A 25872-nucleotide genomic window follows, 5' to 3' on the forward strand; every position below is an offset into this window, starting at 1 on the left:
TAACTTCGCCCGAGCACGGTTCACTTCATGTGCGTCCATACCTTCAACATGCCCCCAAACAGGACCGAGAGGCAGACGTAACGGAGTCCTACTAGGGGGTTTCGTTTGGATCAGTCCGGATCAGGCCGCGGCGTCCGGTGCGGTACGTCGCAAGGCGGAGGGCCGCCCGCGTACTGGATGTACTCGGGTGGTCCGACAACGCGGCGAGGTGCCGTGCCGGGCGTCGCGGACCCGGGCTGATCCGAACGAAACCCCCTAGCGGTGTCCGCCCGACGCCGCGATCAGCTCGGAGACCTTGAGCAACCGGTAGCCCTGCTTGCGCAGCTCCGGCACCAGGACCCGCACCGCCGGCTCGGTCACCGGCGCCGCGCTCCGCGTGCAGTGCATGACGACCACGGAACCCGGACGCACCCCGCGCAGTACCTGCCGCGCCACCGCGTCCGCGTCCTTCGCGAAGGCGTCCCCGCTGACCACGTCCCACTGGACCACGGTGACCCCGAGCGGGCTGAGCGCACGCAGGGCGCGGTTGTCATGGCAGCCGCCGGGGAAGCGGAAGTACGGCATCGGACGGGCCACGCCCGCCTTGCGGATCGCGGTGAAGGCGTGCTCCACGTCCGAGCGCATCTTCGACTCGGGCAGGACCGGCAGTCCGTAGCAGCTGTCGGTGAAGGAGTAGTGGCTGTAGGAGTGGTTGGCGACCTCGAACAGCGGGTCCCGGCCGATGTCCCGGGCCTCCTCGGGGTACTGGTCGGCCCACCGGCCCGTCATGAACACGGTGGCCGGCACCTTCAGTTCGCGCAGCGTGTCGATCAGCTCGGGATTGTCGAAGTGCTCTCCGTCCGCCGCCCGCGGTCCCTCGTCGGCGCTCATGTCCGCGTCGAAGGTGAGGGCGACGGTCTTCTCGCGTGTCCTGGCGCTCTTGAAGACGGGCGTGAGGGCGCCGGACCCGGGGGCGAGCGTCGGCGTCCTGGGGGCAGCCGCCGAGCCCGCGACCGAGGACGGCGCCGAGGGCCCTACCGGGGGCCGCTCGAGTCCATGCGGAGCCTTCGGCCCTTCGCAGGCGGCGAGGACGGCGCCGAACACGCACACGGCGGCGATACGCCGTCCAAGAGAGAGCACCGCACCAACGTATGGGCGGACATGCGATGAGAGGGCCATCGCGCCGGTGCGCCGGGGCGGCACACCGGCGAAGTCACCCTCCCGGCCGCCGACGCGCTCTTGTCGTCACCGCCGGTGGGTGGTCAGTCGTCGTGGGTGACTGAGGCAGGGGCGGTCTGCCGGGACGGCGGCGGCACGTTTTCCGGCACGTCCTCCGGTGCGGGTTCCGCCCACAGCTCCGGGGGTGCCTGACCCGAAGGGGTCGAGGCGCCTTCGCCGACAGGTACTTGGGCGAGCCCGTGCACAGGTGCGGTGGCGGTCTCCTCAGCAGGCTCCGGTGCCGCCTCCGCCCATGCCGACTTGTCCTCGGCCGGCTGTTCGAGGGCCTCGGAGGCCGCCCGGGCCGACCTGCGCGGGGCCGACTCTGTTTCGCCCTGCTGCGTCGACCGCTCGAGGAACCGCAGCAACTCGACCGGGAACGGCAGCACCAGCGTGGAGTTCTTCTCCGCCGCGACCGCCACGACGGTCTGGAGCAGCCGCAGCTGGAGCGCGGCGGGCTGCTCGGACATCACACCGGCCGCCTCCGCCAGCTTCTTGGACGCCTGGAGTTCGGCGTCGGCGTTGATCACGCGCGCCCGGCGCTCGCGATCCGCTTCCGCCTGCCGGGCCATCGACCGCTTCATCGTGTCCGGCAGCGACACGTCCTTGATCTCGACCCGGTCGATCTGCACGCCCCAGCCCACGGCGGGGCTGTCGATCATCAGCTCCAGGCCCTGATTGAGCTTCTCCCGGTTGGACAGCAGGTCGTCCAGATCGCTCTTGCCGATGATCGAGCGCAGCGAGGTCTGTGCCATCTGGGAGACCGCGAAGCGGTAGTCCTCGACCTGGATGAGCGCGTTGGCCGGGTCGATCACCTTGAAGTAGACGACGGCGTCCACGCGCACCGTCACGTTGTCCCGTGTGATGCCCTCCTGGCCCGGGATCGGCAGCGTCACGATCTGCATATTGACCTTTTGCAGCCGGTCGACGAAGGGAACGATCACGGTGAAGCCCGGCGGCCTGGGGGAGCCGAGGAGCCGCCCGAAGCGGAACACGACCCCGCGCTCGTACTGCTTGACCACCCGGGCCGCCGCCGAGACGTACACGAGCCCCACGGCACCGAGCCCCACCAGGGCACCCACCAGCTCAGAGAGCATGACGACCTCCTCACCGAGAGGTCCGTTGTATCCGGTGTATCCGGTACATCCGTACTTGCAACGATAATTCCGTCGAGGTCGCGTAAGCGAGGGCCCAGCCGGTGCGGCACCGGCGAGGCCCTCGTGTGCGGCGGCCGAGCGGCCCCGGGTGTCAGCCGCCGGTCGTCATCCGCACCGGTTCCGTCCCGGCCGCGCTGTGCCGCTCAGCCCAGTTCTCCAGGGCCGTACGGCAGGCGTGGTCCAGATGGTGCAGGCCGGCCAGGTCCAGCTCCACCGGCCGGTCCTGCGGCAGTGCCTCCAGGATGTCGAGGATCTTCGGCAGCCGTAGGAACGTCGCGTTCCCCGAGAGATACGCCTGCACCGGTCCGGCACCCTTGTCGATGACCTCCAGCCGGACGTGCGAGGCCTCCCACGCTGTCTTCACCACCGCCAGCGCGAGCCCGATGATCACGCCCTCGAACATGCTGATCGCCACGATGGACACCGCGGTGACCAGCAATATCAGCGCCTCGCCCCGATGCTCGCGCCACAGGGCGACGAGCGCGCGTACGGGGACCAGCTTGGCGCCGGAGTAGACGAGGACGCCGGCGAGCGCCGGGATCGGGATGTACGCCAGCGCGGACGGCAGCAGCGCCGCGAACAGCAGCAGCCACACGCCGTGCAGCACCCGAGACGCCTTGGTGCGTGCGCCCGCCTGGACGTTGGCCGCGCTGCGCACGATCACCGCGGTCATCGGCAGCGCGCCGAGCAGTCCGCACACGGCGTTGCCGGCGCCCTGCGCCATCAACTCCTTGTTGTACTCGGTGCGTGGACCGTCGTGGAGCCGGTCCACGGCGGCGGCGCTGAAGAGGGACTCGGCGGAGGCGATCAGGGTGAACGCGACGATCGTGCCGAGCAGGCCCACGTCCGCCCGCTCGGCGAAGGCGCTCAGGGAGGGCGGCTGGACCGAGCCCAGCAGGCCCTTCACCTCGACCGTGGCCACCGGCGGGCCGAGGACCAGGGCGGCGAGTGTGGCCAGGCCGACCGCGGCGAGCGGTCCGGGCACCGTGCGTACCGCGCGCGGCATGTGCTTCCAGAGCACGAGGACGGCGATGGTGCCCGCTCCGAGGGCGAGGGAGGCCAGCGCGCGGGTGCTCGAGGCGGCGTCGACGAGCGCGCCGGGCAGCCCGGCTATCTTGCCCAGGCCCGAGGCCGGGGCCTTCGCCCCGGCCAGGGAGTAGAGCTGTCCGGCGATCAGCACCAGGCCGATGCCGGCGAGCATGCCCTCCACCACGGAGACGGAGATGGCGCGGAACCAGCGCCCCAGCTTCAGCGCGCCCATGACGAGCTGGAGCACTCCCGTGGCGAGCACGAGCACGCCGAGCAGCGGCAGTCCGAACTCCCGCACCGCTTCGAAGACCAGCACGGTGAGCCCGGCCGCCGGTCCGGAGACCTGGAGGCTGCTGCCGCGCAGCATCCCGGTGACGATGCCGCCCACGATGCCGGTGACCAGACCGAGTTCGGCGGGCACGCCGGAGGCGACGGCCACGCCCACGCACAGCGGGAGCGCGACCAGGAAGACGACGAGGGAGGCGGCGAAGTCCTGTTTGAGATAGGGGAATTTGCTCATCGGGCCGCTCACAGGGCTTCGAAGGAGTCGGTGATGGTGCGGTGTTCGTGCACGACCCCGGTGTGCACCTCGTAGTACCAGCCGTGCAGGCGCAGTCGGTCCGCGGCGAGGCGCTGCTCGATGCACGGGTAGGACCGCAGGCGGAGCAACTGGGCGAGGACGTGGTTCTGTACGGCGTCCGCGACCGCGGGGTCGTGCGTGTCGGACGCCCGGGGCTCGGGCGCGGCGTGCGCGAGCCAGTCGCGCACGGCCGGGACGGCGGTCAGGTCGTCGCCGCGCACCAGCGCGCCGACGGCACCGCAGTGGGAGTGGCCGCATACGACGACGTCCCGGACGCCGAGCACCTCCACGGCGTATTCGATGGTGGCCGCCTCACTGGTGGGGTGCTCGGAGGCGTACGGGGGCACGATGTTGCCCGCGGTGCGCAGTTCGAAGAGCTCACCGGGCCGGGCTCCGGTGATCAGGGCGGGTACGACCCGGGAGTCGGAGCAGGTGATGAACAGAACCTGCGGGGACTGGCCCTCGGCCAGCCGGGCGAACTCCTCGGGGCGCTGCCCGTGCGCACGGGCGTGATCGATGAGGGGCTGCATTGTCAGTTCCTCCTGGCGCGCTTCGTGCGGCGCGTCGGTGTACGAGAACGTGGCATATGCGGGTACGGCGACATGGCCCCACGTCGACGCGCTCGGCCAACGGGCGTGGTGAGGGGAGGGGGTGTCAGTCCGTACCGGACGAACGGCTCAGCAGCGGAATACCTGGAGTGCCGCGGCGGTGTGAGCCGTCGAAGGTCTGGATATGTGCGACGAGGCGGGCCGGGGGGCCGCCGACCCTCCGGCCGGAGCCTCGCACGCGGGCGGCGCCGGGGCGGGGGCCTGAGGAAGGGATACCGCGGCCGTGCGGTGGCGGTCGCGGGTGCGCAGCGGGCAGGTGGGACCCGCCGGATGATGGACTCCGCCGCAGGTGAGGGCCTCGTCCGTGTGGTCCGCGCGCTTGCTCGTGACCGGCTCCGGGGAGTCGACGGCGGCCTGGGTCCGGTGCGCGGAGGCGAAGGCGGTGGCGGGCGCGAAGAGCGGCAGGGCCAGCAGGACGGCGGACAGGGCCGTCAGCACCCACCGGACCGTCGTGCCGCGAACCATACGCCCCCCTCCCCGCTGGGTGCGTCCGCCATGGACGTCTTGACCAACACGTTAACCCGGCCGGTTCCTTTGCAGGGTTAACTTCACGTTTCAGGTAAAGGACAGCCCAAAAACCGAGGTGAGGATGGCCGGAACGCGCCGGTGGCGCACAACCGTTTCGGACTGTTACGCCTGCACGAGACCCTTTGCGTCACGGGCGAGGGCGGTGAGGCGGGAGATCGCTCGGAAGTACTTCTTGCGGTAGCCGCCCTTCAGCATGTCCTCGCTGAACAGCTGGTCGAACGGCATTCCGGAGGCGAGCACCGGCACCTCCCGGTCGTAGAGCCGGTCCGCGAGCACCACCAGCCGCAGCGCCGTCGACTGGTCGGGAACCGGTCGGACGTCGGTCAGGCATACGGCCTTGACACCGTCGGTCAGCGCGCCGTAGCGGCTCGGGTGGACGCGGGCGAGGTGGTCCAGGAGGTCCGGGAAGGCGTCGAGCGAGGCGCCTTCGGTGGCGTACGCCGTCTTTCTGACCTGCTCCTCGGCGAAGGGCGCCGGGGCCTCGGGCAGGCCGCGGTGCCGGTAGTCCTCGCCGTCGATGCGCAGCGCGCGGAAGTGCGCGGACAGGCCCTGGATCTCCCGCAGGAAGTCGGCGGCGGCGAACCGGCCCTCGCCGAGCTTCCCCGGCAGGGTGTTGGAGGTCGCGGCCAGCGCGACGCCCGCCTCGACGAGCTTGCCGAGCAGGGTGGAGACGAGGACGGTGTCGCCGGGGTCGTCGAGTTCGAACTCGTCGATGCACAGCAGACGGTGCCCGGAGAGCGTCCGGACCGTCTCTTGGAAGCCGAGCGCGCCGACCAGGTTGGTCAGCTCCACGAAGGTGCCGAAGGCCTTGAGCGCGGGCTCCGCCGGGGTCGCGTGCCACAGGGAGGCGAGGAGGTGGGTCTTGCCGACGCCGTAGCCGCCGTCGAGGTACACACCGCGGGGGCCGGCCGGGGCCTTGGGGGCCTTCGTCTTCCCGAAGCCGAAGCCGAGCAGCGAGCGCTTGGCGGGCGCGGACCGCGCGTCGCCGAGACCCGTGGCGAAGCCTTCGAGCACATGTACGGCTTCGCTCTGGCTGGGCTGGTTCGGGTCCGGGATGTACGTCGCGAAGCGAACCGAGTCGAAGCGTGGCGGCGGCACCATCTCGGCGACGAGCCGGTCGGCGGGGACGTGGGGCTCGCGGGCGGTCAGGGACAGCGGGGCCGCTTCGGCTATCGGTTCGATCCCGGAGGCGGCGGAGATCCCTGAGGCGGCGGAGGAGGAGGACACGGTTCCCCATGCTAAAGGCCGTGCCACACTGCACGTCATGCGACGCCTGTTCCCTGTGACCGACGAGACAGCGACCCGGCCGGGTGACACGCCCCCCGCGCACGCACAGGCGCCGGGCAGGGGTCCGGCGGACGGACGCCCCGGGGGAGACTTCGCCGACCGGGAGTGGAGCCTTCAGGAGCTGGCCGCGGCGTACACCTACCCCGAGCCCGGTCCCGGCCGGGAGCCCTGGCTGCGCGCCAACATGGTCTCCACCCTCGACGGCGCAGCACAGCACGAGGGGCGCTCCCAGCCCATCTCCGGCACCGCCGACATGCGGATCTTCGGCACGCTCCGAGGGCTCGCGGACGTCGTGCTCGTGGGTGCCGAAACGGTGCGGCAGGAGGGCTACCGCCCCGCACGCGCGCGTGCGGCCTTCGCCGGCCTGCGGGAGGCGGCCGGACAGGGCCCCGCGCCCGCGATCGCCGTGGTCAGCGCGAGCCTGGACCTGGACTTCTCATGGCCGCTGTTCACCTCGCCCATGGTGCCCACGCTGGTGCTGACCGGCGCCGCCGCGGCACCGGACCGGGTGGCCGAGGCCGAGAGGGCGGGCGCCCGTGTGGTGATCGCCGGGGACGGCATGGGTGTGGACCCCGGCCGCGCCGTGCGAGCCCTGGCGGACCTCGGCATGACCCGGCTGCTGAGCGAGGGCGGCCCGCGTCTGCTGGGGCAGCTGGTCTCCGCGGGGGTGCTGGACGAGCTGTGCCTCACGCTCTCCCCGATGCTCACGGCGGGCGACGCGCAGCGGATCGCCGGGGGCCCCACGGTCGCGGTGCCCAGGCGCTTTCAGCTGGTGTCGCTGCTGGAGGAGGAGGGGTTCCTGTTCAGCCGCTACCGCCGGACCTGACACAGCGGCGGCCTGTTGACCGTCCTTCCGGCAGGCACACTAGTTAGATCTTGCTAACTCCGTGCGATCACGGGGCAGGATGGTTTCCGCAGGGCCTCGACGGCCCACGGACGAACGAGGCCCCTGGCGGGGCCCTCGGAGGAGGAAGGGGCGCCTGCCGTGTTCAGGAGCGTTTTGATGATCGAGAAGGCCCTCACGACGGCCGACGTGGAGTTCGTGACGACCTTGCACGGTGAGGAGCCGGTCTCCTTCCAGGTCCTGCTCCAGCCGCGCGGCGACCAGGCAGACCGCCTGCTGCGGGCCATCGACGACATCGCCCTCGGTGAGCTGGACGAGGCCGCGCACGAACGGGAGACCCCGGAGGGCAAGGACGCCGCCGCCCTCGGGCAGCAGGCCCTGGAGGTGTCCCTGACCGCGCTGCGGGCGACCGGCAGCGAGGCGGACGGCCGCCTCATCGAGGACCATCCGCTGGACGCGCTGAAGAAGCTGGTCGACGAGGTCGACGCGGACGAGGTGATCGTGCTGACCGACCCCCACTATGTGGAGGAGTTCTTCCACCGTGACTGGGCGTCCAGGGCCCGGCACAAGGTGGGCGTGCCGGTGCTGAAATTGTTCTCGCACAGCAAGGCGTAGCCGCCGGGCCGGGCGGCCCCCGGCGTCCGGAACCGGCCCCTGGCACGGGGCGCGGTCGCCCGCGTCCGGTGCGAGGAGCCGGGCCGGTACGCAATAGGCTGGGGGCGCGTTCTCGCGCGAGGGCGCCCACCGTCGTACCGGATCTTGGGGAGATACACGCATGGCACCCGGCCTTCCTACCGCCATGGACCGACCGCACTTCATCGGCATCGGCGGCGCCGGGATGTCGGGCATCGCCAAGATCCTCGCGCAGCGCGGCGCCAAGGTGGCGGGCAGCGACGCGAAGGACTCGGCCACCGCCGAGGCCCTGCGGGCGCTGGGCGCGACCGTGCACATCGGACACGCCGCCGGCCACCTCGCCGACGACGCCACCTGCGTCGTCGTCTCCTCCGCGATCCGGGCGGACAACCCGGAGCTGGCACGCGCGGCGGAACTGGACATTCCGGTGGTGCACCGCTCCGACGCGCTCGCCCGCCTGATGGACGGCCTGCGCCCGATCGCGGTCGCCGGTACCCACGGCAAGACGACCACCACGTCGATGCTGGCGGTGTCCCTGACCGAGCTGGGCCTCGCCCCGTCGTACGCCATCGGCGGCGACCTGGACGCCCCCGGCTCCAACGCCCTGCACGGCGAGGGCGACATCTTCGTGGCCGAGGCCGACGAGAGCGACCGCAGCTTCCACAAGTACGCGCCCGAGGTCGCGATCGTCCTCAACGTGGAACTGGACCACCACGCGAATTACGCGTCCCTCGAGGAGATCTACGAGTCCTTCCAGACCTTCGCGGGCCGGATCGTCCCCGGAGGCACGCTGGTCGTCACGGCCGACCACGAGGGCGCGCGTGAGCTGACGCGGCGGTTGGACGGCTCGGTGAAGACGGTGACCTACGGCGAGTCGGAGGACGCCGACGTACGCATCCTCTCGGTCGTCCCGCAGGGCCTGAAGAGCCGGGTGACGGTGGACCTGGACGGCTCGGAGCTGACCTTCACGGTCTCCGTCCCGGGCCGCCACTACGCGCACAACGCGGTCGCGGCACTGGCGGCGGGCGTGGCCCTCGGCATCCCGGCGGCCGAGCTCGCCCCGGCGCTGGCCGCGTACACGGGCGTCAAGCGGCGCCTTCAGCCGAAGGGCGAGGAGGCCGGTGTCCAGGTCATCGACTCCTACGCGCACCACCCCACGGAGATGACCGCGGACCTGGAGGCGATGCGGGCCGCGGCCGACGGCTCCCGCATCCTGGTCGTCTTCCAGCCCCACCTGTTCTCCCGCACCCAGGAGCTGGGCAAGGAGATGGGCCAGGCGCTGGCCCTGGCGGACGCCTCCGTGGTCCTGGACATCTACCCGGCTCGCGAGGACCCGATCCCGGGAGTGACGAGCGAGCTGATCATCGCGGCCGCCCGGGCGGCGGGCGCGAAGGTGCAGGCCGTCCACGACAAGGCGGAGGTCCCCGAGATCGTGGCGGGAATGGTGAAGCCGGGGGATCTGGTTCTCACCATGGGCGCGGGCGACGTCACCGACCTCGGACCGCGCATCCTGGACCGTCTTGCGAAGTAAGGGGCTGACACAGCATGGCGTACGACGTGGAGAAGCCGGACGAGCAGTGGCGCGCGGAGCTGGCGCCGGCTGAGTACGCGGTCCTGCGCCAGGCCGCGACGGAGCCCGCCTTCACCGGCGAGTACACCGACACCAAGACCAAGGGCGTCTACTCCTGCCGCGCCTGCGGCGCCGAACTCTTCACCTCCGGCACGAAGTTCGAATCCCACTGCGGCTGGCCGTCCTTCTACGACCCGAAGGACAGCGACGCGGTGGAACTGGTGGAGGACCGCTCGCACGGCATGGTCCGCACCGAGGTGCGCTGCGCCCGCTGCGGATCGCACCTCGGGCATGTCTTCGAGGGCGAGGGCTATCCGACCCCGACGGACCAGCGCTACTGCATCAACTCGATCTCTCTGCGGCTGCTCCCGAACGAAGGCTGACACCAGCCACCCCCTGGGGTCCGGAGTCCGTCGGGTCGCAGCCGCGACCCGACGGACTCCGGTGGAGCTCCGATGCGGCTCCGGGGGAGCGTGACCGGCGTCCACCCCGGTGACGAATGCCCTCCCGCATCTGCGGGGAGAAGGCCCCACCTCAAGCCGCATGAGCCAGGGCAGTACCGGGTTTTGGCGGGCGAATGCGTTTGTGTGGGGCCGCCGCGCGGGTACGGTTGCCCACGGAGGTGGTGGCCGTGAGCCAGTCGCCGGCGGAGCTCTTGCTGACCGGGGATCTCGCGCATCCGGTCCGGCTGACCGTGCCCGACCTCGGCGCCTGGCCCCAGCACCGGGTGCGGGTCGCTTTCGAATGCGCCACCAGCGGCGTACGGCACCATCGGTTCACCGGCCCGCTTCTGTACGACGTGCTCTCGGCCGCGGGCCCCGGCTTCGATCCGGCGCGCCGCAAGGACCGTCTCCGCTTCCTGATCGCCGTGACCGGTACCGACGGTCATCGCGCCCTGTTGACCTGGGCCGAGATCGATCCCGACTTCGGCCGTGCGCCCGTGCTGCTCGCGGGCCGCATCGACGAAACCCCGCTCGACCGCTCGGGTCCCCAACTGGTGCTGCCCCAGGACCGTTGCGGGGCACGGTACGTCAGCGGCGTCAACGCGATACGGGTGGACGGCGCCTTCGGGCCGAGGGCCTGACGGCGACCCGCGTCCCGGCGGGGGAGAGGCCGACCGTTCGCCGCAGCCCCGCACCCGGGACCGTCCGCCCGGCGACCGCACCCTTGTGGGGCCGACCACATGGTCGCCTGCCACAAGGCCGCAACACTCGCCGTCTACACTCTCCCCGCAACGGCCCGTGCGACATCGGCCGGGGATCGGGCCGCTCCTGCCACACCCGAAGGGTATTCGGCGTTTTGATACGGATAGATTCAGTCACCAAGCGGTACCCGGACGGCACGGTGGCGGTCGACCGGCTGTCCCTGGAGATACCGGACCGCTCGATCACGGTCCTGGTGGGCCCTTCCGGCTGCGGCAAGACCACGACCCTTCGCATGATCAACCGGATGGTCGAGCCGAGCGAGGGCACGATCACCATCGACGGCGTCGACATCGGCAGGCAGCCGGTGAACTCGCTGCGCCGCTCGATGGGTTACGTCATCCAGAACGCCGGCCTCTTCCAGCACCGCACCATCGTCGACAACATCGCTACCGTGCCCCGGCTGCTCGGCTGGAGCAAGGACCGGGCCCGGACGCGAGCGCGGGAGCTGATGGAACGGGTCGGACTCGACGCCTCGCTCGCCAAGCGGTACCCGTACCAGCTCTCCGGCGGCCAGCAGCAACGGGTCGGCGTGGCGCGGGCGCTCGCCGCGGACCCGCCGGTGCTGCTGATGGACGAGCCGTTCTCCGCTGTCGACCCGATCGTACGCAAGGGCCTTCAGGAGGAACTCCTCAGGATCCAGGAGGAGTTGGGCAAGACCATCGTGTTCGTCACCCATGACATCGACGAGGCGATCCGGCTCGGCACGATGGTCGCCGTACTGCGCACCGGCGGCCGGCTGGCACAGTACGCCCCGCCCGCCGAACTGCTCTCCTCCCCGGCCGACTCCTTCGTGGAGGACTTCCTCGGTACGGACCGGGGCATCCGGCGCCTGTCCTTCTTCCCCTCCGAGGCGCTGGAGCTGAAGAAGACCCCGATCGTCGCCGTCGACGCCACCGCCGGACAGATCGCCTCCCGCACCGCGGCGGACACGCCGTACCTCCTCGTCACCGACCCCCACGGCAGGCCGCTCGGCTGGAGCGAGCCGCAGGGTCTGGCCGCGGGGGAGGTCGTCGCGGAACGACTGCTGCCGTACGGGCGGCCGTTCGTGTACGGCAAGGACTCGCTGCGCGCCGCGCTCGACGGTGCCGTGCTCTCGCCCACCGGCTGGGCCGTCGGTGTCGACGACAACGGTCGTGTCGTCGGTGTCGTCTCGCAGCAGACCATCGGCGAGGCGATCCGCAGTGCCCACGCCGAGGACCGCACCGACGCCAAGGCCGCCGGATGAACCGCTTCTTCGACATCCCGAGCGACCTCCAGCACAGCTGGTTCGGCCTGATCGGTCTGCATCTGCGGGAGGCCCTGCTGCCGGTCCTCGCGGGCCTGATCGTGAGTCTGCCGATCGCCCAGCTCTGTGTGCGGTTCCGCTGGCTGTACGCGCCCGTGCTGGGTGTGACGACCGTGCTGTACGCCATCCCGTCGCTGGCCTTCTTCGTCGTCCTCATCGACTACACCGGCCAGACCGAGCTCACCGTGATGGTCCCGCTCGCCGTCTACAGCCTGGTCGTGCTCGTTCCGGCCATCGTCGACGGCGTCCGCTCGGTGCCGCAGGAGACGCTCGCCGCGGCCACCGCCATGGGCTTCGGGCCCGTACGGCGTTATCTCCAGGTGCAGTTGCCGATCGCGGTGCCGGCCATCATCGCGGGGCTGCGCGTGGCCACGGTCTCGAGCATCAGCCTGGTCAGCGTCGGCATGCTGATCGGCAACCAGGGCGCGCTGGGCAACCTCCTCAACGACGCGAACATCTACCACCGGCCCGAGCTCGCGGTGAACTCCGTGCTCACCACGGCGGCCCTGGCCATCCTCGCCGACGCCGCGCTGGTCCTCGTACGCCTGCTGCTCACCCCCTGGATGCCGCGCGGCACCCGTCGTGAAAGGCCGAAGGCAGCCGAGACCCGGCCCGATGCGGCCGTACCCGCACTGGAGGACGCCGTCCGGTGAACGTACTCCACTTCGCCAACGCCTTCTTCAGCGACAGCGCCCACTGGCACGGCTACGACGGCATCCCCACGCGCCTGCTGGAACACATCCGTTACTCCCTGATCGCACTCGTCCTGGCCGCCGCCATCGGGCTGCCCGTCGGCCTGGCCACCGGGCACTACGGGCGCGGTGGCAACTCCCTCGCCCTGGTCGCCACGGCCGGGCGGGCGCTGCCCAGTTTCGGCCTGCTGGTGCTGATGTTCCTCCTGCTCGGCTTCGGCCTGGTGCCCGTGATGGTCCCGCTCGTCGTCCTCGCCGTCCCGCCGATCCTGGTGACGACGTACGAGGCCGTGCGCTCCGTCGACCCGTCCCCGGTGGACGCCGCACGGGGCATCGGCATGCAGGAGTCGCGGATCCTGTTCCAGGTGGAACTCCCCGTCGCGCTGCCGCTGATCCTCAGCGGTCTGCGCTCGGCGGCCATCCAGATCGTCTCCACGGCCACCATCGCCGCATACGTCAGCCTCGGCGGACTCGGCCGGTACATCATCGACGGCCTCTACCAGCGCGACTACGAGAAGGTCGTGGGCGGGGCCACGCTGGTGGCGGTTCTCGCGCTGGCGACGCTCGCGGTGTTCTGGGCGCTGGCCCGCGTCGCCGTGTCCCCGGGGGTGCGCAGGAGCGCCTGACGGCGGTGCGGGCCCGGCGCCGGCGCCTCGGGCTCACTCATGGACACCACTACCGGACGTTCACAACAAGCCATGCATCGAGGCCAATCGGTGACCGGAATGGACTTGACTGACCGAGAACCGGCTGGATTGGATCAGTGAGGGTGGTGCCGGCACCCTTGCACAGCTGTGCCCAGCCCTGCCCCATCCTCTCAATCCCTCAGCCCGGAACGGGAATCGTGACTTCTACCGCGAATACCAGCAGGTCCAGCAGGAGACTCCCCGGCGCGGCCGCCGTCGCCCTCGCCGCCACGGCGGCACTGCTCGCGGGGTGTTCCTCGTCCTCCGACGGCAAGTCCGACAACCCCCTCTCGGGCGACAAGCCGAGCGGCGACAGCGTCGTCGTCGGCTCCAACAACTTCGCCGAGAGCATCCTGCTCGCCGACATCTACGGCGAGGCCCTCAAGGCCAAGGGCGTCAAGGTCACCTACAAGCCCAACATCGGCAGCCGCGAGACCACCTACGGCCTGCTCAAGAACGGCTCCATCACGGTCCTCCCGGAGTACAACGGCTCCCTGCTCGCGTACCTCGACAAGAACGCGGCCCCGAAGACGGTCGCCGCCACGACGGCCGCGATCAACGCCAAGCTCGACTCCAAGCTGACGCTGCTCGACCCGGCGCCCGCGCAGGACAAGGACTCGGTCACCCTCAACGCGGCCACCGCGAAGAAGTACAACCTCACCGCCAAGTCCAGCATCGCGGACCTCAGGAACGCCGCCAAGGACCTGGTCATCGGGGGCTCGCCGGAGTTCCAGACCCGGCAGCAGGGACTCGTGGGCCTGAAGTCCGTGTACGAGCTGGAGTTCAAGTCCTTCAAGGCGCTGGACGCGGGCGGTCCGCTGACCCAGGCCGCGCTGACGAAGAACACCGTGCAGGCCGCGGACATCTTCACCACGGACCCGAGCATCGCCAAGGAGAAGTTCGTCGTCCTCCAGGACACGAAGAACCTCTTCGGGTTCGCGAACGTGCAGCCGCTGGTCTACAAGTCGGGGCTGTCCCAGAAGGGTGTCGAGGCGCTCAACGCGGTCTCGGCCAAGCTCGACACCGCGGCCCTGCTCGACATGGGCAGCCAGGTGCAGCTCGACAACAAGGACCCGCTCGACGTCGCCAAGGCCTGGCTGAAGTCGGCCGGCCTGGCCTGACCGGCGGCCCTCCGGACACCACCGCGGACGGACCGACGCGGGTGCCCTTGTCCCCCCCCGGGGACAGGGTCACCCGCGCCAGTCCTGGCGGAGGATCCGCGCCCGCAAGGGGCGCGGTCCGGGGGGCGCGGGCCGGAGCGTCGCCGAGCGGACGCCGTCACGGCTTCCGGGCCATCGCCCCGTACATCGCGATGTCCTCGTCCCGGATCCCCTGTTCCCCCGTACCGTCGGGGTGCCACTTGTGCACCTGCACGATGCCGGGCTCGACCAGATCCAGCCCCTCGAAGAACTCGCCGGCCGCTGCTGATCAACCACCCGGACGGTGACTCTCCGTACACACCTCCCATCCCGCTGTACTTCCCGGCCTGCCGTCTGGCCGGCAGCGTTACGCACGGGTCGTCGGGCGTCGGCGCCTGAGGCGCGCGGGTCCGGGGCGCCCCGGCCGGCCCCTCTCGGGATGACGTCCGGCTCCTGGTGGCGCATCCTTGCAGGGGTGCGGTCGGGGTACCCGGATGCCCTGAACGAGCGACGGGAGAGGTGCCGGCGCCTCCCCTCGAAACCGGGCGGTGTGTGGTCATGGCGGAGAACGAGACACCTGGCAAGGGGGGAGCTACCAGTGAAGCGGTGTTCGGCGCGCCGTGCTGGGTCAGTCTGACGACGCGCGACGTCGAGACCACGGAGGAGTTCTACCGGGCCGTGTTCGGCTGGGAGTGGCGGCCGAACAGCCTCGGTGACCGGTTCAGAGTGGCGCAGGTGGACGGAGTGCCTGTCGCCGGGATCGCTGCCGTCGCCTCGATGTGGCAGATGGCCGTGGCCTGGACCGTGTACTTCGCGGTCCCGAGCGCCGACGAGGTCGCCTCCCGCTGCCGCGAACGCGGCGGCACGACGGCCGTCGGCCCGCTCTCCCTGCCGCCCGGCCGGGCGGCCCTGCTCGCGGACCGCGACGGAGCCGTCTTCGGTGTCTGGGAGGGCCGGCTCGTGACGGACTGGGAGAAGTGGCGCGAGGCCGCCCCCACCTTCATACGGCTGCACACCCGCAACGCCTTCGACGCCGCCATCTTCTACGGCGAGGTCCTGGACTGGGCCTCCTCGCGGCAGGGCTGCTGCGAGGTGCAGTACGACGGGGACGAGGTCGTCCTGCGCAGCGGGGACGCGGTGGTGGCGCGGATCCACTCGGGGGCCGTGGAGTCGGCGCCCGACCCCACGATCCGCCCGCACTGGCAGGTGAACTTCGCGGTCGCCGACGTCGTCGCCTGCGTACGGGCCGCCCGCACCCATGGCGGCGAAGTGCTCCAGTGGGAGGAGGGCGCCGAGGAGGCGGTCCTGGCCGACCCGGACGGCGCCCGTTTCACGGTGACCTCCAAGCGGGAGCCCTGACTGCCGGCGATCCCGCCTGCCGGGGCCCCGGCAGGCGGGATCCGGCGAGAGCCCGTGGGTGGGGGACCGGGGCGACCGGATCTCGCCCGCCGGGGGGTCAGGGCGCGGCCGAGTCCACGGTGGGGGACGGTGCGCGACGGCGGCGCGGCAGGCGTCGGCGTGGTTCCTGGTCCGGCAGCCACCCGAAGGCCAGACAACTGCCCGCGGCGCCCAGCAGCAGGCCGATCAGGAAGCCGCCGAGGTTGGACGTGAGCCAGGTGCCCAGGGACGCGAGGATGCCGACGATCGAGTAGAAGAGCCGCTGCGCCGGGCTGAAGAGGATCAGCAGACCGCACAGCAGCATCACCCCCGGCAGCAGATAGCCCGCAAGGCCCTGCACGCCGATGTGCATGACCACCTTCAACGACGCCTTCTCCGTGAAGAGGATCTCCGCCCCTCCCAGCGCGAGCAGCAGCCCGCCCCAGAAGGGGCGGGCCGTCCGCCAGCGCCGGAAGGCGGCCCTCGCCCGGCCGGACATCAGCACCCCGTGTCGCGGAAGCCGAGTTTCAGCCCGGGCAGCGTGAACACACCGGCAGTCGTGGCGTAGTTGGTCTGCCGCAGGTTGTCGATGTGCACCGTGTCGGCCTGCTGGCTGAAGACGCCCTTGGCACCCTTCACCCCGCCCTTGTCCAAGGTGCTCGCGTCGTTGCCGATCTCGATGCCATGGAAGGCGGCGTCGCCGGACATCACGGTCGAGTCGGTGGTCAGACCGCTCGCGGTCACCTTGTCCTTGCCGCCGCCCGCGGTGATGTACAGATTGGTCCCGCCCAGGTCGACGCTCTGGCACAGCTTGGTGAGCGTCGCGCTCTTCACCACGGAGGTGACGACCAGCACCTGGCCGCCGGTGTCGCCCGCGTTCGGACTGTCCTCCGCCATGGTGTCGAGGCTGCCGAACTGCTCGAAGCCGGTGCCGTCCAGGTCGACGGCGGTGACCGTGAAGGGCATCCCGGAGATCGCGAACTGCACGCCCAGCGCCCCCTGGGCCGTCAGGATCGCCAGACCCGCGGCGACCGCGGTCGCAGGCACCGCCATGACCGCGGCGCGGCGCAGGCGGACCCTCCCGTGTCTCGCGGGCGGCCCTTCGACGGCGGAACCGCTTTCCGGGTGCTCGGGGGTGGAACCGGGGGACGCCGTGGCGTCGGAGGACGAGGCCATGTCTGCTCCTGGGCATGGTGAATGCGAGTAGGGCTGCACTGGCACGTTGTCCTGGCGCGGACAGCGGTTGCCGTGCGACGCCTCCTCACGCCTCCCGGCGAGTGCAAGGGCTTTCTCGTGGCACGGCAGTGACCGTCCCAGGAGGTTACCGGGGGTTACAGCGGAGGGTCAAGGGAGTTGTGGCAGAAGGGTGCCGATTGTGCTGCACCTGTGCGCCAGGGTCCCTGTCCCGCCCCCGCACCGCCTCCCATGCACCCCCTCCCACCTGGCGCCGTATGCCAACTTCCTTACGATGTATTGACGTTGATGGCCCATCAGGTTTACAACTTCGACTGTTTCCCTCGGATCCGTGGCGCCGGATCCGTCGCATCGCGCATGTCGCTCTCCCGGCCCGCCCACCAGGGGCGTCGGTGACACCTCCGCCCGCGCGGTGCGATGCACGGACCCCCTCACCTTCCGACCGCGATCCGGTTCCCCTCCGCGACACCGGCATGGCCGCCTTCCCCCGTCCGCGGCGCGCCCCGGTGGCCGGCGGTCGCTGCCGGCCCCTCCCGCACGGAGAAGGCGCCACGGGCCGGCAGCGGTACCCCTCACCCGCACAGCCCCATCTCGCAGAGAGGCTCCCCCATGCGTACGACCCGATCCCTGCTCGCCGTCACCGGCGCCGCCGCGGCCCTCGCCGTGGCCGCGGCCTCCCCCGCCACCGCGGACAGCGCGGTCCTCACCGCCGGGGGCACCGCGGTCGCCGTCGGCGATGTGCTCAACGCCTCGCTGGCCGGCGGCACCACCGCCACGCTCTACTCAAGCGCCACCGGCACCAGCGGCGTCACCTGCACCTCGTCCGCGTTCACCGCCACCGTCACCGACAACCCCGCCGCGCCCGGCACGGCCACGGAGTCCCTCACCGGCCACACCTTCACGAGCAGCAGCTGCACCAGCAATGTCACCGGTGTCCTCGGCGTCACCGGCATCACCGTCGACAACCTGCCCTACGCCACGACGGTCGCCTCCGACGGCACACTCACCGTCACCCCGGCCGCCGGCTCCACCATCCAGACCACCGTCAAACTGCGCACCCTGCTCGGCTCGATCACCTGCGTCTACCAGGCCCCCAGCCTGACCGGCAAGGCCGACAACGCCGACAACAGCCTCGCCTTCACCAACCAGCTGTTCACGAAGTCCTCGGGATCGTCCCTGTGCTTCGCCAACGGCTACTTCACGGCGAAGTACGCCCCGGTCACCGACACCAGCCAGCCGGGCAACCCGGCGGTCAGCGTCAACTGAGGCCCGGCCCGGAGGCCGTCCCGGACCGTGTCGGACCGGGGCGGCCGTCCCGGTCGGCTCAGCCGCGCCGGCGGCGCAGCGCCAGCGCGGCACTCCCGGCGAGGACCGCGAGGACCGCGGCACCGCCCGCCAGCAGCGGGACCGACGGGCCGCCGCCCCCACGAGGCACGGTGGCCGCCGCCGGAGAGCCGGGCACGGTGGCGGCCGCTGGGCTACCGCTCGGCGCCGGTTCGTCCGGGGACGGTGCGGGCGTACCGGATGCGCCGACCCTGGTGGGTGTGCCGGGCGCGGTGGGCGTGGCCTTCTTCCCGTCGGACCTCCGGGCACCGGAGGCGTCCGATGCCGATGCCGATGCGGACGCCGGGAAGACCACGTCCGAGCACGAGTAATACGTGTCCGTCGTGCTCGAGTTCCGCCAGATCGTGTAGAGGACGTGGCGCCCCGACCGGTCCGCCGGGAGCGTCGCCCTGATCCGGTACCCGCCCTTCGCCATCGGCGGATCCGTGACCTCGGCGAACGGCTTCGCCGGTAGGTCGGACCAGGTCAACGGCTTCGTGGCGTCGTAGCCCTGTTTCGTCAGGAACAGCTCGAAGGTACCCGTGTGCGGGATCGTCGAGCTGTACGTCATCGTCAGCGCGGCCCCGGGCGCGAGCCGGGTCGTGGGCCAGTCCGTGCGGGCCAGGTCCAGGCCCCGGTAGGCCGGCAGTCCGCCGCTGCACAGGCGGCCGTCCGGGATGAGCTGCCGGTCCTTGCCGTTCACGTCCGCCACCCGCAGGTTGTCCCAGGCCGTGAACGGAGCGCCGTTCGTCGTGACCGCCGCCCGGCACGCGGCCGTGCGCTCCCGGCCACCGCCCTCGGGTGAGCAGGCCACCACCCGGCTGACCGGATCGGTGGGCGCGCCGTGGGCGAGGGCCGGGGTCGCGGGCAGCAGCGTGGCCGCTACGGCGACGGCGGCCGTGGCGACGGTGCGGTGTGCGGTCATCCGGTGTCTCCAGCGCGCGTCGGGTCCGGCGGGTGGGTATCGAGGAGTACGGGGAATCGGCGACGCGTGTTCACGCCCGCGGCCCCGCTTTCGGGCGAGCGGTGGATCCCTGCCGGTCGGAGCCGGGCAGCGGCGGCCGTTAGCGTAGGGCCATGGCAACGGAGAGCGCCCGAGGGGCGGTCGAGGTGATATGTCCGGGCTGCGCATCGGCCCGGGCACGGGCGGTGCCCGAGGTCTGCGCCGACCACGCCGCCCGGCGCGAGGGCCTGGCCGACCGGCTGGCGCGGGCGCCGGGCGTGCCGTCGCGGTTCGACAGCTGCCTGCACTTCGTGGAGGGCATGCTGATGGCCGGCGTCGGCGTCGCCCTCGCCTACGGAGGCGTCGACGGCGACAAGCCGCTGTACACCGTCGGCGGCTCGCTGCTCGCCGTGCTCGTGTTCGTCGGCACGATCGTCGTGGTCCGGGGCGAGGGCCGCGAGCGGGCCCTGGTGGCGGCGGGCGCTCCCCGCGCCGACACGCTGTGGCGATCGGCGTACCACTGCCCGGGGTGCGCGTCGGTGTTCTGCCCCGGCGGCGCTCCATGGCAGGGTCGGCTGACGCCGGAGCAGTTCAAGAAGCTGGTGTGGACCGAGGCGGGTTACGGAAAGCAGCTCGAGGAACGGTTCACGGACGTGCGGCTGCCGCCCGGGATCTCGGCCGGCCCTGGAGGAAACCCCGATCATGCCTGACGCCCCCGCGATCCTCGCCGACGAGCCGGGTTCCTTCGCGCACGGAGTGCTCGCCGCACGGCACCCCGCCCTCATCCGCGCGGTGCGGGACGCCTTCCCCTACGGGCCCGGGCAGCGGCAGGCTCTCGACGCGCTGCTGACCAGCGCCACCGATGGCGTCATCGAACCGCTCGGCACGCAGGACGACGAACGCTGGGCGGCATGGGGCGCGCGCCAGTACCTCGGCCGCTCCTGGTTCGAGGTGCCCTTCCTGTGGTCCGAGAGCTACTTCTACCGCCAACTGCTCCAGGCCGTCGGCTACTTCGGCCCCGGGGCCTGGCAGGGCATCGACCCCTTCCGCCCCTTCAAGCTCGCCGAACTCGACGCTCCGGAGACGGACGAGGAACTGGAGGCGCCGGACCGGCTGACGGGACAGCCGGAGCAGGAGCAGTCACGGGCACTGCTCCACGGCTCGCTCTGGGGCAACCGCGCCGACCTCGGCTTCCGGCTCTCCGCACCCGGCGAGGCCACGGCCGTCCCCCAGCTCGTCGCCGACGACACCGAGGCGCTCTGGTCGCTGCTGCCCGCCGACACGCTCTGCCTGGTCGCCGACAACGCCGGCCGGGAGCTGATCCCGGACCTGCTGCTCCTCGACCACCTGCTGCGTCACGGGCGGTCCCGCAGGGTGCTGCTGCACGTGAAGCCGTACCCCTACTACATCTCCGACGCCACGACCGCCGACGTCGTGGACGCCGTACGCCGGCTGGCCGCCGCCCAGGGCGCGGCGGCCGAGGCCGGGGAGCGCCTGTGGGCGGCGATGGCCGACGGCTCTCTCGAGGTCAGGGCGCACCCCTTCTCCTGTGCCCCGCTGCCGTACGCGGACATGCCGGAGGACCTGCGCGCCCAGTTCGCCGAGGCGGACCTGACGATTCTCAAGGGCGATCTCAACTACCGGCGCCTGGTGGGCGACCGGCTCCATCCGCCGACGACCCCGTTCGCGGACACCACCGCATACTTCCCGGGCCCGGTGGCGGCGCTGCGCACCCTGAAGTCCGACGTGATCGTCGGCCTGGACGCGGCCACGGAGGCCGCCCTGGTCACCGCGGAGGGACAGCGGTGGCGCACGAGTGGCACACACGCCCTGGTCCAGGTCCGCACCTGACCGTCACACGAGGTGCAGCCGCAACGACTTGACGCCGTTGATGAAGTTCGAGACCAGCCTGGTGGGCGGCGCGGCAAGCCGGGGCGCGGGCAGGGCCCGCAGTGCCTCCCCGTACAGCACCCCCAGTTGCAGCCGGGCGAAATGCGCCCCGAGACAGACGTGCGGTCCGTCCCCGAAGGAGACGTGCGGGTTCGGCGTCCGAAACGGGTCGAGCCGGTCCGGCGCCGTGAAGACGCGCTCGTCCCGGTTGGCGGAGGCATGGAAGACGACCACCTTGTCACCCGCGCGGATGCGCCGCCCGGCCAGTTCGGTGTCGCGGGCGGCGGTCCGCCGGAAGCTGAGCACGGGCGGATGCCAGCGCAGCAACTCCTCGACGGCGAGCGCCGGATGGCCGGGACGTTCCCGCAGCGCGCTGTACGCCCCCGGATGGCCGGCCAGCGCCAGCAGCCCGCCGGGCGCCGCGGCGCGTACCGTGTCGTTACCGGCGATCGTCAGCAGGAAGAAGAACATCTCCAGTTCGGGACCGGTGAGTTCGGGGTCCGTGGCGAGCGTGGTCATGATGTCGTCGGCGGGGTGGTCCCGCTTGTGGGCGGCCAGCTCCTGCGCGTACCCGAACATGTCCCGCAGGGCGGCCGGCGAGCGCGGATCCACGGGCCGGCCCCCGGCGTCCCGAGGCGGTTCGCCCGCCTCGTCCGGGTCCTGGTAGCCGATCACGCGCTGCGTCCAGTGCAGCAGCAGACCACGGTCGGACTCGGGTACACCGAGCAGGTCGGCGAGGTTGAGGACGGCGTAGTCGTCGGTGACGGCCGCGACGACGTCACAGGTGCCGTCCCCCGCCCGCGCCCGGTCCACGGCCCCGGCGAGCAGGGTCCGGGCACGGGCACGGGCGAGTGACGCGAACCGGTCGATGCGCCGCGGTGTGAAGGCACGGCTCACCAGCCGTCTCAATCGTCCCTGCGCCGGCGGGTCCTGATTGAGCATCATTCGCCGGATGAACGGCAGGTCCCCGGGGTCGGGGTCACGGATCTGGGTGGCGCCGAGGTACGAGGAGTACGTCGCCGAGTCCTTGAGGACGCGCACGACGTCCGCGTGCCGGGTCACCGCCCAGAAGCCGGGCCCCGCCGGCCAGCCGAGCACCTCGGGCTCGTCCTGCCAGACGACCGGGTGGTGGTCGCGCAGGGTGCGGTACGCCGCGTGGGGCACCCCGTCGGCGTACCGGCGAGGGTCGAAGACATCGGGGACCGGAGGCGCCTGCCGTGGGGTCACGCCGGGGTGTCCTCGGCCCGCAGGAAGTCCTCCACCGTACGGATCAGGTCGAGGGGCGACTCGTCCATCGCGTAGTGGCCCGCCGAGGGCAGTTCGGCCAGCGAGCCGCCCGGATACCAGCGCAGCCAGGTCTCCCGCATCAGCCCGGCCGTCAGCGCCGGGTCGAGCGCGCCGGTGACGGCCAGCGCGGGCACCGCCGAGCCCTTGACCTCCGTGTGGAAGTCCTCCCCGGCCCACGAGTCCAGCCACGCCCGGAACGCCGTCGCCTCGCTGTTCGCCAGCGACCGCGCGACCATCCGGTCCAGCCAGGCGGCCGGGGCCCGGCCGCCGGTGGTCACGTCGAGGATGACGCGCCGGTTCTCCGGCTTAAAGGCGGCGTCCGCGAACAGTTGCCACTGGTCGGCGGGCAGCGACAGCCCCGAGGCCGGGACGGGTGAGACGCCGACGATTCTGCGCAGGCGCTCGGGGGCGAGTGCCAGCAGCCGCTGCGCGACCGCACCGCCCATCGAGTGCCCGATCACCGAGAAACGACCCCAGCCCAGCCGGTCCGCCAGGGCCACGAGGTCGGCGGCGGCCTCTGCGGTGCCGAACGGCCCGGAGGCGTCCTTCGCCGCCCCGTACCCGCGCAGATCCACCAGGACGTAGGTGAAGGCGCCGCGGTCGAGATCCGGCAGCACCGTCGCGTACGCGGCACGGTCGGCGAACCAGCCGTGCACCGCGAACACCTTGTGGGCGCCGTCGCCGTGCATTTCATGAGGCAGCACGAAGGGGGTCATGCGACCACCGTGGCCCCGGGAAGGAGAGGCGGCAAGGGGGCGTGACGCCCCGTGTGCCGGAAAGCCGCCCCAGCCTGGGCCACGGACCCTGCCGGCGACCGCAATTCACGCGATGGTGTGATCACATCCCGTCACACGGATGCCCCGGTCGGCCCACGGGTAGTGCCCGGCCATGACGCAGCCGTTCGAACTCCCGCACTTCTACATGCCGTACCGCGCGCGGCTGAACCCTCATCTCGACGAGGCGCGTCCCCACTCCACCCAGTGGGCGCGCGACATGGGCATGCTGGAGGGCTCCGGCATCTGGGAACAGTCCGACCTCGAAGCGCACGACTACGGGCTGCTCTGCGCGTACACCCACCCCGACTGCGACGGCCCGGCCCTCTCCCTCATCACCGACTGGTACGTGTGGGTGTTCTTCTTCGATGACCACTTCCTGGAGGCCTTCAAACGCACCCAGGACCGCGACGGCGGCAAGGCCCATCTGGACCGGCTGCCGCTGTTCATGCCCCCGGACCCGGCGACCCCCGTGCCCGAGCCGGAGAACCCCGTCGAGGCCGGGCTCGCCGATCTGTGGGCGCGCACCGTGCCGTCGATGTCCCCGCACTGGCGGCGCCGGTTCGCGGTCGCGACCGAACATCTGCTCAACGAGTCGCTGTGGGAGCTGTCCAACATCCACGAAGGACGGATCGCCAACCCCGTCGAGTACATCGAGATGCGCCGCAAGGTCGGCGGGGCCCCCTGGTCCGCGGGCCTGGTCGAGTACGCGACCGCAGAAGTGCCCGCCGCCGTGGCCGGGTCACGGCCGCTGCGCGTGCTGATGGAGACCTTCTCCGACGGCGTGCACCTGCGCAACGACCTGTTCTCGTACCAGCGCGAGGTCGAGCAGGAAGGCGAACTCAGCAACGGCGTCCTGGTCCTGGAGAACTTCTTCGGCTGCACGACCCAGGAGGCGGCGGACACCGTCAACGACATCCTCACCTCGCGGCTGCACCAGTTCGAGCACACCGCGCTGACCGAGGTGCCCGTGCTGGCGCTGGACAAGGGCCTCACCCCGGACGAGGTCGCCGCGATCGGCGCGTACGCGCAGGGCCTTCAGGACTGGCAGTCCGGCGGCCACGAATGGCACATGAGGTCCAGCCGCTACATGAACCGGGGCACCCGGGCCGGCGGCCGCCGCCACGGGCCCTCCGGCCTCGGTGTCTCCGCCGCCGATGTGCGCGGGTTGCTCGCCGACGCCGGGGCCGAGCGGATGCGGGCCTACACCCACATCCCCTTCCAGCAGGTGGGGCCCTCGCTGATCCCCGACCTCCACATGCCCTACGAGCTGGAACTCAGCCCGCACCTGGACGGGGCCCGCCAGGGACTCACATCCTGGGCGCACCGGATGGGCATCCTCCAGGAGGGCGTCTGGGACGAGGACAAGCTCCTCGCCTACGACCTCCCGCTCTGCGCCGCCGGCCTGGACCCGGACGCGACCCCCGAGGCGCTGGACCTCAGTTCCCAGTGGCTCGCCTGGGGCACCTACGGCGACGACTACTACCCGCTCGTCTTCGGGCACCGGCGCGACCTCGCGGCGGCGAGACTGTGCACCGAGCGGCTGTCCTCGTGCATGCCGCTGGACGGCGCGGAACTCCCGGTTCCGGCCAATGGCATGGAGCGCGCCCTGATCGACCTGTGGGCCCGCACCACAGCCCGGATGACGCCCGGCCAACGGCGCACGCTGCGCGCCGCCGTGGACACGATGACCGAGAGCTGGCTGTGGGAACTGTCCAACCAGCTCCAGAACCGCATCCCGGACCCCGTCGACTACCTGGAGATGCGCCGCGCGACCTTCGGCGCCGACCTCACCAAGAACCTCTGCCGCATGGGCCACGGCCCCGAGGTACCGCCCGAGGTGTACGGCAGCGGAACGGTCCGCGCCCTGGAGAACGCGGCCATCGACTACGCGATGCTGGTCAACGACATCTTCTCGTACCAGAAGGAGATCCAGTACGAGGGGGAGATGCACAACGCGCTGCTCGTCGTGCAGAACTTCTTCGGCTGTGACTATCCGACGGCCGCGCGGATCGTGGGCGACCTGACGAACCAGCGCATGCGGCAGTTCCAGCACGTCGCCACTCGTGAACTGCCCGTGGTCTACGAGGACTTCGGCCTCTCACGCGAGGCCCGGGCCATCATGGACGGCTATGTGGTGGAGCTCCAGAACTACATGTCCGGCATCCTGAACTGGCACCGCGGCTGCCATCGCTACGGCGCGGCCGACCTGGCCCGGCGCGCCCACGGCTTCGTCCCGGACCTGGCCCCGGCCGTCGCCTGGCGCGCGGAGGCGGTATCCCGTTGACCCACCCGGGCCGCCGCGAGGAGCCCACAGCTGTGAGCGGCGGCCTCCGCATCTCGGTCACGCCCTCTCACTCGTTCGTGGATCGTGAGGCGACGGCGCGCGGGGTAGAGCTCTGCCGGAGCGAACGTGAGGTGAGTCATGGAACGGGGCAGACGCCTGACGACCCTGCTGTGCGCCCTGGTCGTAGGGGTGTTCGTGGTGGTGTCCGGGGCGGGGCTCGGCACGGTGGGCGCCACGGTGATCGGCATGAACAGGCTCGCGGACCTGAAGCGGCGCGCGGCGGCGCCCGGGCCGCCCGCCTCCGGGACCCACGACCGGTCGCGGGCCGCCGTCGGCGCGCCGACGCGCACGGCCCCCA

The 25872-nt window shown here is 71.6% G+C and carries 25 protein-coding genes and 2 pseudogenes; 15 read left to right on the forward strand and 12 right to left on the reverse strand.

Annotated features, from left to right (window positions below; all coding sequences use genetic code 11):
• Positions 1-255: 255 nt before the first annotated feature.
• The 6 genes from ABZ823_RS29640 to zapE all read right to left on the reverse strand — a co-directional run bounded on the left by ABZ823_RS29640 (position 256) and on the right by zapE (position 6326).
• Positions 256-1119, reverse strand: coding sequence for a polysaccharide deacetylase family protein (locus tag ABZ823_RS29640; RefSeq protein ID WP_361665921.1), 864 nt, complete (start codon positions 1117-1119; stop codon positions 256-258).
• A 122-nt stretch (positions 1120-1241) separates the two neighbouring features.
• Complete coding sequence (locus ABZ823_RS29645) at positions 1242-2294, reverse strand: slipin family protein (RefSeq protein ID WP_361665922.1); 1053 nt, start codon at positions 2292-2294, stop codon at positions 1242-1244.
• Positions 2295-2445: 151 nt separating this feature from the next.
• Positions 2446-3903, reverse strand: coding sequence for a SulP family inorganic anion transporter (locus ABZ823_RS29650; protein WP_361665923.1), 1458 nt, complete (start codon positions 3901-3903; stop codon positions 2446-2448).
• Positions 3904-3911: 8 nt separating this feature from the next.
• Entirely contained in the window at positions 3912-4493 is a 582-nt protein-coding gene (locus tag ABZ823_RS29655) for a carbonic anhydrase (RefSeq protein WP_361665924.1), read from the reverse strand.
• Positions 4494-4640: 147 nt separating this feature from the next.
• Positions 4641-5036 (reverse strand): hypothetical protein, encoded by a 396-nt coding sequence (locus ABZ823_RS29660; protein ID WP_361665925.1) that lies wholly within the window; start codon positions 5034-5036, stop codon positions 4641-4643.
• Positions 5037-5201: 165 nt separating this feature from the next.
• Positions 5202-6326: a cell division protein ZapE gene (zapE, locus tag ABZ823_RS29665; RefSeq protein WP_361665926.1), complete on the reverse strand. Its 1125-nt coding sequence runs from the start codon at positions 6324-6326 to the stop codon at positions 5202-5204.
• 37 nt (positions 6327-6363) lie between these two features.
• On the opposite strand from zapE, the gene ABZ823_RS29670 reads away from it, so the two are divergent.
• From ABZ823_RS29670 to ABZ823_RS29710, 9 genes are all read left to right on the forward strand, one after another.
• Positions 6364-7212, forward strand: a complete 849-nt coding sequence (locus ABZ823_RS29670; protein WP_361665927.1) for a pyrimidine reductase family protein — start codon at positions 6364-6366, stop codon at positions 7210-7212.
• 177 nt (positions 7213-7389) lie between these two features.
• Positions 7390-7845 carry an indole-3-glycerol phosphate synthase gene (locus ABZ823_RS29675; RefSeq protein WP_361665928.1) on the forward strand — a complete coding sequence of 152 codons (456 nt, stop codon included), beginning with the start codon at positions 7390-7392 and terminating at the stop codon, positions 7843-7845.
• Between the two features lie 160 nt (positions 7846-8005).
• Positions 8006-9394, forward strand: coding sequence for a UDP-N-acetylmuramate--L-alanine ligase (murC, locus tag ABZ823_RS29680; RefSeq protein ID WP_361665929.1), 1389 nt, complete (start codon positions 8006-8008; stop codon positions 9392-9394).
• Positions 9395-9408: 14 nt separating this feature from the next.
• Positions 9409-9816: a peptide-methionine (R)-S-oxide reductase MsrB gene (gene msrB, locus ABZ823_RS29685; RefSeq protein ID WP_361665930.1), complete on the forward strand. Its 408-nt coding sequence runs from the start codon at positions 9409-9411 to the stop codon at positions 9814-9816.
• Positions 9817-10064: 248 nt separating this feature from the next.
• Positions 10065-10517: a molybdopterin-dependent oxidoreductase gene (locus tag ABZ823_RS29690; RefSeq protein ID WP_361665931.1), complete on the forward strand. Its 453-nt coding sequence runs from the start codon at positions 10065-10067 to the stop codon at positions 10515-10517.
• A 215-nt stretch (positions 10518-10732) separates the two neighbouring features.
• A complete protein-coding gene (locus ABZ823_RS29695) occupies positions 10733-11863 on the forward strand; it encodes an ABC transporter ATP-binding protein (RefSeq protein WP_361665932.1) in 1131 nt (376 codons plus the stop codon).
• Positions 11860-12576 (forward strand): ABC transporter permease subunit, encoded by a 717-nt coding sequence (locus ABZ823_RS29700; RefSeq protein ID WP_361665933.1) that lies wholly within the window; start codon positions 11860-11862, stop codon positions 12574-12576. The genes ABZ823_RS29695 and ABZ823_RS29700 overlap by 4 nt, the downstream gene beginning before the upstream one ends.
• The gene (locus ABZ823_RS29705; RefSeq protein WP_361665934.1) at positions 12573-13241 is read left to right on the forward strand and encodes an ABC transporter permease; all 669 of its coding nucleotides are present in this window, start codon (positions 12573-12575) and stop codon (positions 13239-13241) included. The genes ABZ823_RS29700 and ABZ823_RS29705 overlap by 4 nt, the downstream gene beginning before the upstream one ends.
• A gap of 218 nt (positions 13242-13459) precedes the next feature.
• Complete coding sequence (locus ABZ823_RS29710) at positions 13460-14422, forward strand: ABC transporter substrate-binding protein (RefSeq protein ID WP_361665935.1); 963 nt, start codon at positions 13460-13462, stop codon at positions 14420-14422.
• A gap of 157 nt (positions 14423-14579) precedes the next feature.
• On the opposite strand, the pseudogene ABZ823_RS29715 reads toward ABZ823_RS29710, so the two are convergent.
• A pseudogene (locus tag ABZ823_RS29715) lies at positions 14580-14743 on the reverse strand (SAM-dependent methyltransferase); the annotation flags it as partial.
• 255 nt (positions 14744-14998) lie between these two features.
• On the opposite strand from ABZ823_RS29715, the gene ABZ823_RS29720 reads away from it, so the two are divergent.
• Complete coding sequence (locus ABZ823_RS29720) at positions 14999-15799, forward strand: VOC family protein (RefSeq protein WP_361665936.1); 801 nt, start codon at positions 14999-15001, stop codon at positions 15797-15799.
• A 97-nt stretch (positions 15800-15896) separates the two neighbouring features.
• Here the strand turns inward: ABZ823_RS29720 and ABZ823_RS29725 are convergent, their stop codons facing one another.
• Positions 15897-16316, reverse strand: a complete 420-nt coding sequence (locus ABZ823_RS29725) for a DUF6114 domain-containing protein (protein ID WP_361665937.1) — start codon at positions 16314-16316, stop codon at positions 15897-15899.
• Positions 16316-16993 (reverse strand): DUF6230 family protein, encoded by a 678-nt coding sequence (locus ABZ823_RS29730; RefSeq protein WP_361665938.1) that lies wholly within the window; start codon positions 16991-16993, stop codon positions 16316-16318. Before ABZ823_RS29730 ends, ABZ823_RS29725 begins: the two co-directional genes overlap by 1 nt.
• Positions 16994-17620: 627 nt before the next feature.
• On the opposite strand from ABZ823_RS29730, the gene ABZ823_RS29735 reads away from it, so the two are divergent.
• Positions 17621-18277, forward strand: coding sequence for a Tat pathway signal sequence domain protein (locus ABZ823_RS29735; protein WP_361665939.1), 657 nt, complete (start codon positions 17621-17623; stop codon positions 18275-18277).
• A gap of 58 nt (positions 18278-18335) precedes the next feature.
• On the opposite strand, the gene ABZ823_RS29740 is transcribed toward ABZ823_RS29735, so the two are convergent.
• Positions 18336-19259: a lytic polysaccharide monooxygenase gene (locus ABZ823_RS29740; protein ID WP_361665940.1), complete on the reverse strand. Its 924-nt coding sequence runs from the start codon at positions 19257-19259 to the stop codon at positions 18336-18338.
• 152 nt (positions 19260-19411) lie between these two features.
• Here ABZ823_RS29740 and ABZ823_RS29745 point away from each other — a divergent pair, with 152 nt between their 5' ends.
• Both ABZ823_RS29745 and ABZ823_RS29750 read left to right on the forward strand, forming a co-directional pair.
• Positions 19412-19987, forward strand: coding sequence for a hypothetical protein (locus ABZ823_RS29745; RefSeq protein WP_361665941.1), 576 nt, complete (start codon positions 19412-19414; stop codon positions 19985-19987).
• Positions 19980-21128, forward strand: a complete 1149-nt coding sequence (locus ABZ823_RS29750) for a damage-control phosphatase ARMT1 family protein (protein ID WP_361665942.1) — start codon at positions 19980-19982, stop codon at positions 21126-21128. The genes ABZ823_RS29745 and ABZ823_RS29750 overlap by 8 nt, the downstream gene beginning before the upstream one ends.
• Positions 21129-21131: 3 nt before the next feature.
• Here the strand turns inward: ABZ823_RS29750 and ABZ823_RS29755 are convergent, their stop codons facing one another.
• Both ABZ823_RS29755 and ABZ823_RS29760 read right to left on the reverse strand, forming a co-directional pair.
• Positions 21132-22394 (reverse strand): cytochrome P450, encoded by a 1263-nt coding sequence (locus ABZ823_RS29755; protein WP_361665943.1) that lies wholly within the window; start codon positions 22392-22394, stop codon positions 21132-21134.
• The gene (locus ABZ823_RS29760; protein ID WP_361665944.1) at positions 22391-23170 is read right to left on the reverse strand and encodes an alpha/beta hydrolase; all 780 of its coding nucleotides are present in this window, start codon (positions 23168-23170) and stop codon (positions 22391-22393) included. Before ABZ823_RS29760 ends, ABZ823_RS29755 begins: the two co-directional genes overlap by 4 nt.
• A 172-nt stretch (positions 23171-23342) precedes the next feature.
• On the opposite strand from ABZ823_RS29760, the gene cyc2 reads away from it, so the two are divergent.
• Together cyc2 and ABZ823_RS29770 are read left to right on the forward strand one after the other, a co-directional pair.
• Positions 23343-25514 (forward strand): germacradienol/geosmin synthase Cyc2, encoded by a 2172-nt coding sequence (gene cyc2, locus ABZ823_RS29765; protein WP_361665945.1) that lies wholly within the window; start codon positions 23343-23345, stop codon positions 25512-25514.
• 138 nt (positions 25515-25652) lie between these two features.
• A pseudogene (locus ABZ823_RS29770) lies at positions 25653-25872 on the forward strand (PDZ domain-containing protein); the annotation flags it as partial.

Origin of the sequence: Streptomyces sp. NPDC047079, assembly GCF_040643755.1 — a bacterium.
GTDB lineage: Bacteria > Actinomycetota > Actinomycetes > Streptomycetales > Streptomycetaceae > Streptomyces.

Coding starts and splice junctions, on each gene's coding strand:
- ABZ823_RS29760 (WP_361665944.1), bottom strand. CDS start 23,170: ATGACCCCCTTCGTGCTGCCTCATGAAATGCACGGCGACGGCGCCCAC.
- ABZ823_RS29645 (WP_361665922.1), bottom strand. CDS start 2,294: ATGCTCTCTGAGCTGGTGGGTGCCCTGGTGGGGCTCGGTGCCGTGGGG.
- ABZ823_RS29650 (WP_361665923.1), bottom strand. CDS start 3,903: ATGAGCAAATTCCCCTATCTCAAACAGGACTTCGCCGCCTCCCTCGTC.
- ABZ823_RS29730 (WP_361665938.1), bottom strand. CDS start 16,993: ATGGCCTCGTCCTCCGACGCCACGGCGTCCCCCGGTTCCACCCCCGAG.
- ABZ823_RS29725 (WP_361665937.1), bottom strand. CDS start 16,316: ATGTCCGGCCGGGCGAGGGCCGCCTTCCGGCGCTGGCGGACGGCCCGC.
- msrB (WP_361665930.1), top strand. CDS start 9,409: ATGGCGTACGACGTGGAGAAGCCGGACGAGCAGTGGCGCGCGGAGCTG.
- ABZ823_RS29655 (WP_361665924.1), bottom strand. CDS start 4,493: ATGCAGCCCCTCATCGATCACGCCCGTGCGCACGGGCAGCGCCCCGAG.
- ABZ823_RS29735 (WP_361665939.1), top strand. CDS start 17,621: ATGCGTACGACCCGATCCCTGCTCGCCGTCACCGGCGCCGCCGCGGCC.
- ABZ823_RS29750 (WP_361665942.1), top strand. CDS start 19,980: ATGCCTGACGCCCCCGCGATCCTCGCCGACGAGCCGGGTTCCTTCGCG.
- ABZ823_RS29670 (WP_361665927.1), top strand. CDS start 6,364: ATGCGACGCCTGTTCCCTGTGACCGACGAGACAGCGACCCGGCCGGGT.
- ABZ823_RS29660 (WP_361665925.1), bottom strand. CDS start 5,036: ATGGTTCGCGGCACGACGGTCCGGTGGGTGCTGACGGCCCTGTCCGCC.
- murC (WP_361665929.1), top strand. CDS start 8,006: ATGGCACCCGGCCTTCCTACCGCCATGGACCGACCGCACTTCATCGGC.
- cyc2 (WP_361665945.1), top strand. CDS start 23,343: ATGACGCAGCCGTTCGAACTCCCGCACTTCTACATGCCGTACCGCGCG.
- ABZ823_RS29720 (WP_361665936.1), top strand. CDS start 14,999: ATGGCGGAGAACGAGACACCTGGCAAGGGGGGAGCTACCAGTGAAGCG.
- ABZ823_RS29700 (WP_361665933.1), top strand. CDS start 11,860: ATGAACCGCTTCTTCGACATCCCGAGCGACCTCCAGCACAGCTGGTTC.
- ABZ823_RS29740 (WP_361665940.1), bottom strand. CDS start 19,259: ATGACCGCACACCGCACCGTCGCCACGGCCGCCGTCGCCGTAGCGGCC.
- ABZ823_RS29745 (WP_361665941.1), top strand. CDS start 19,412: ATGGCAACGGAGAGCGCCCGAGGGGCGGTCGAGGTGATATGTCCGGGC.
- ABZ823_RS29675 (WP_361665928.1), top strand. CDS start 7,390: ATGATCGAGAAGGCCCTCACGACGGCCGACGTGGAGTTCGTGACGACC.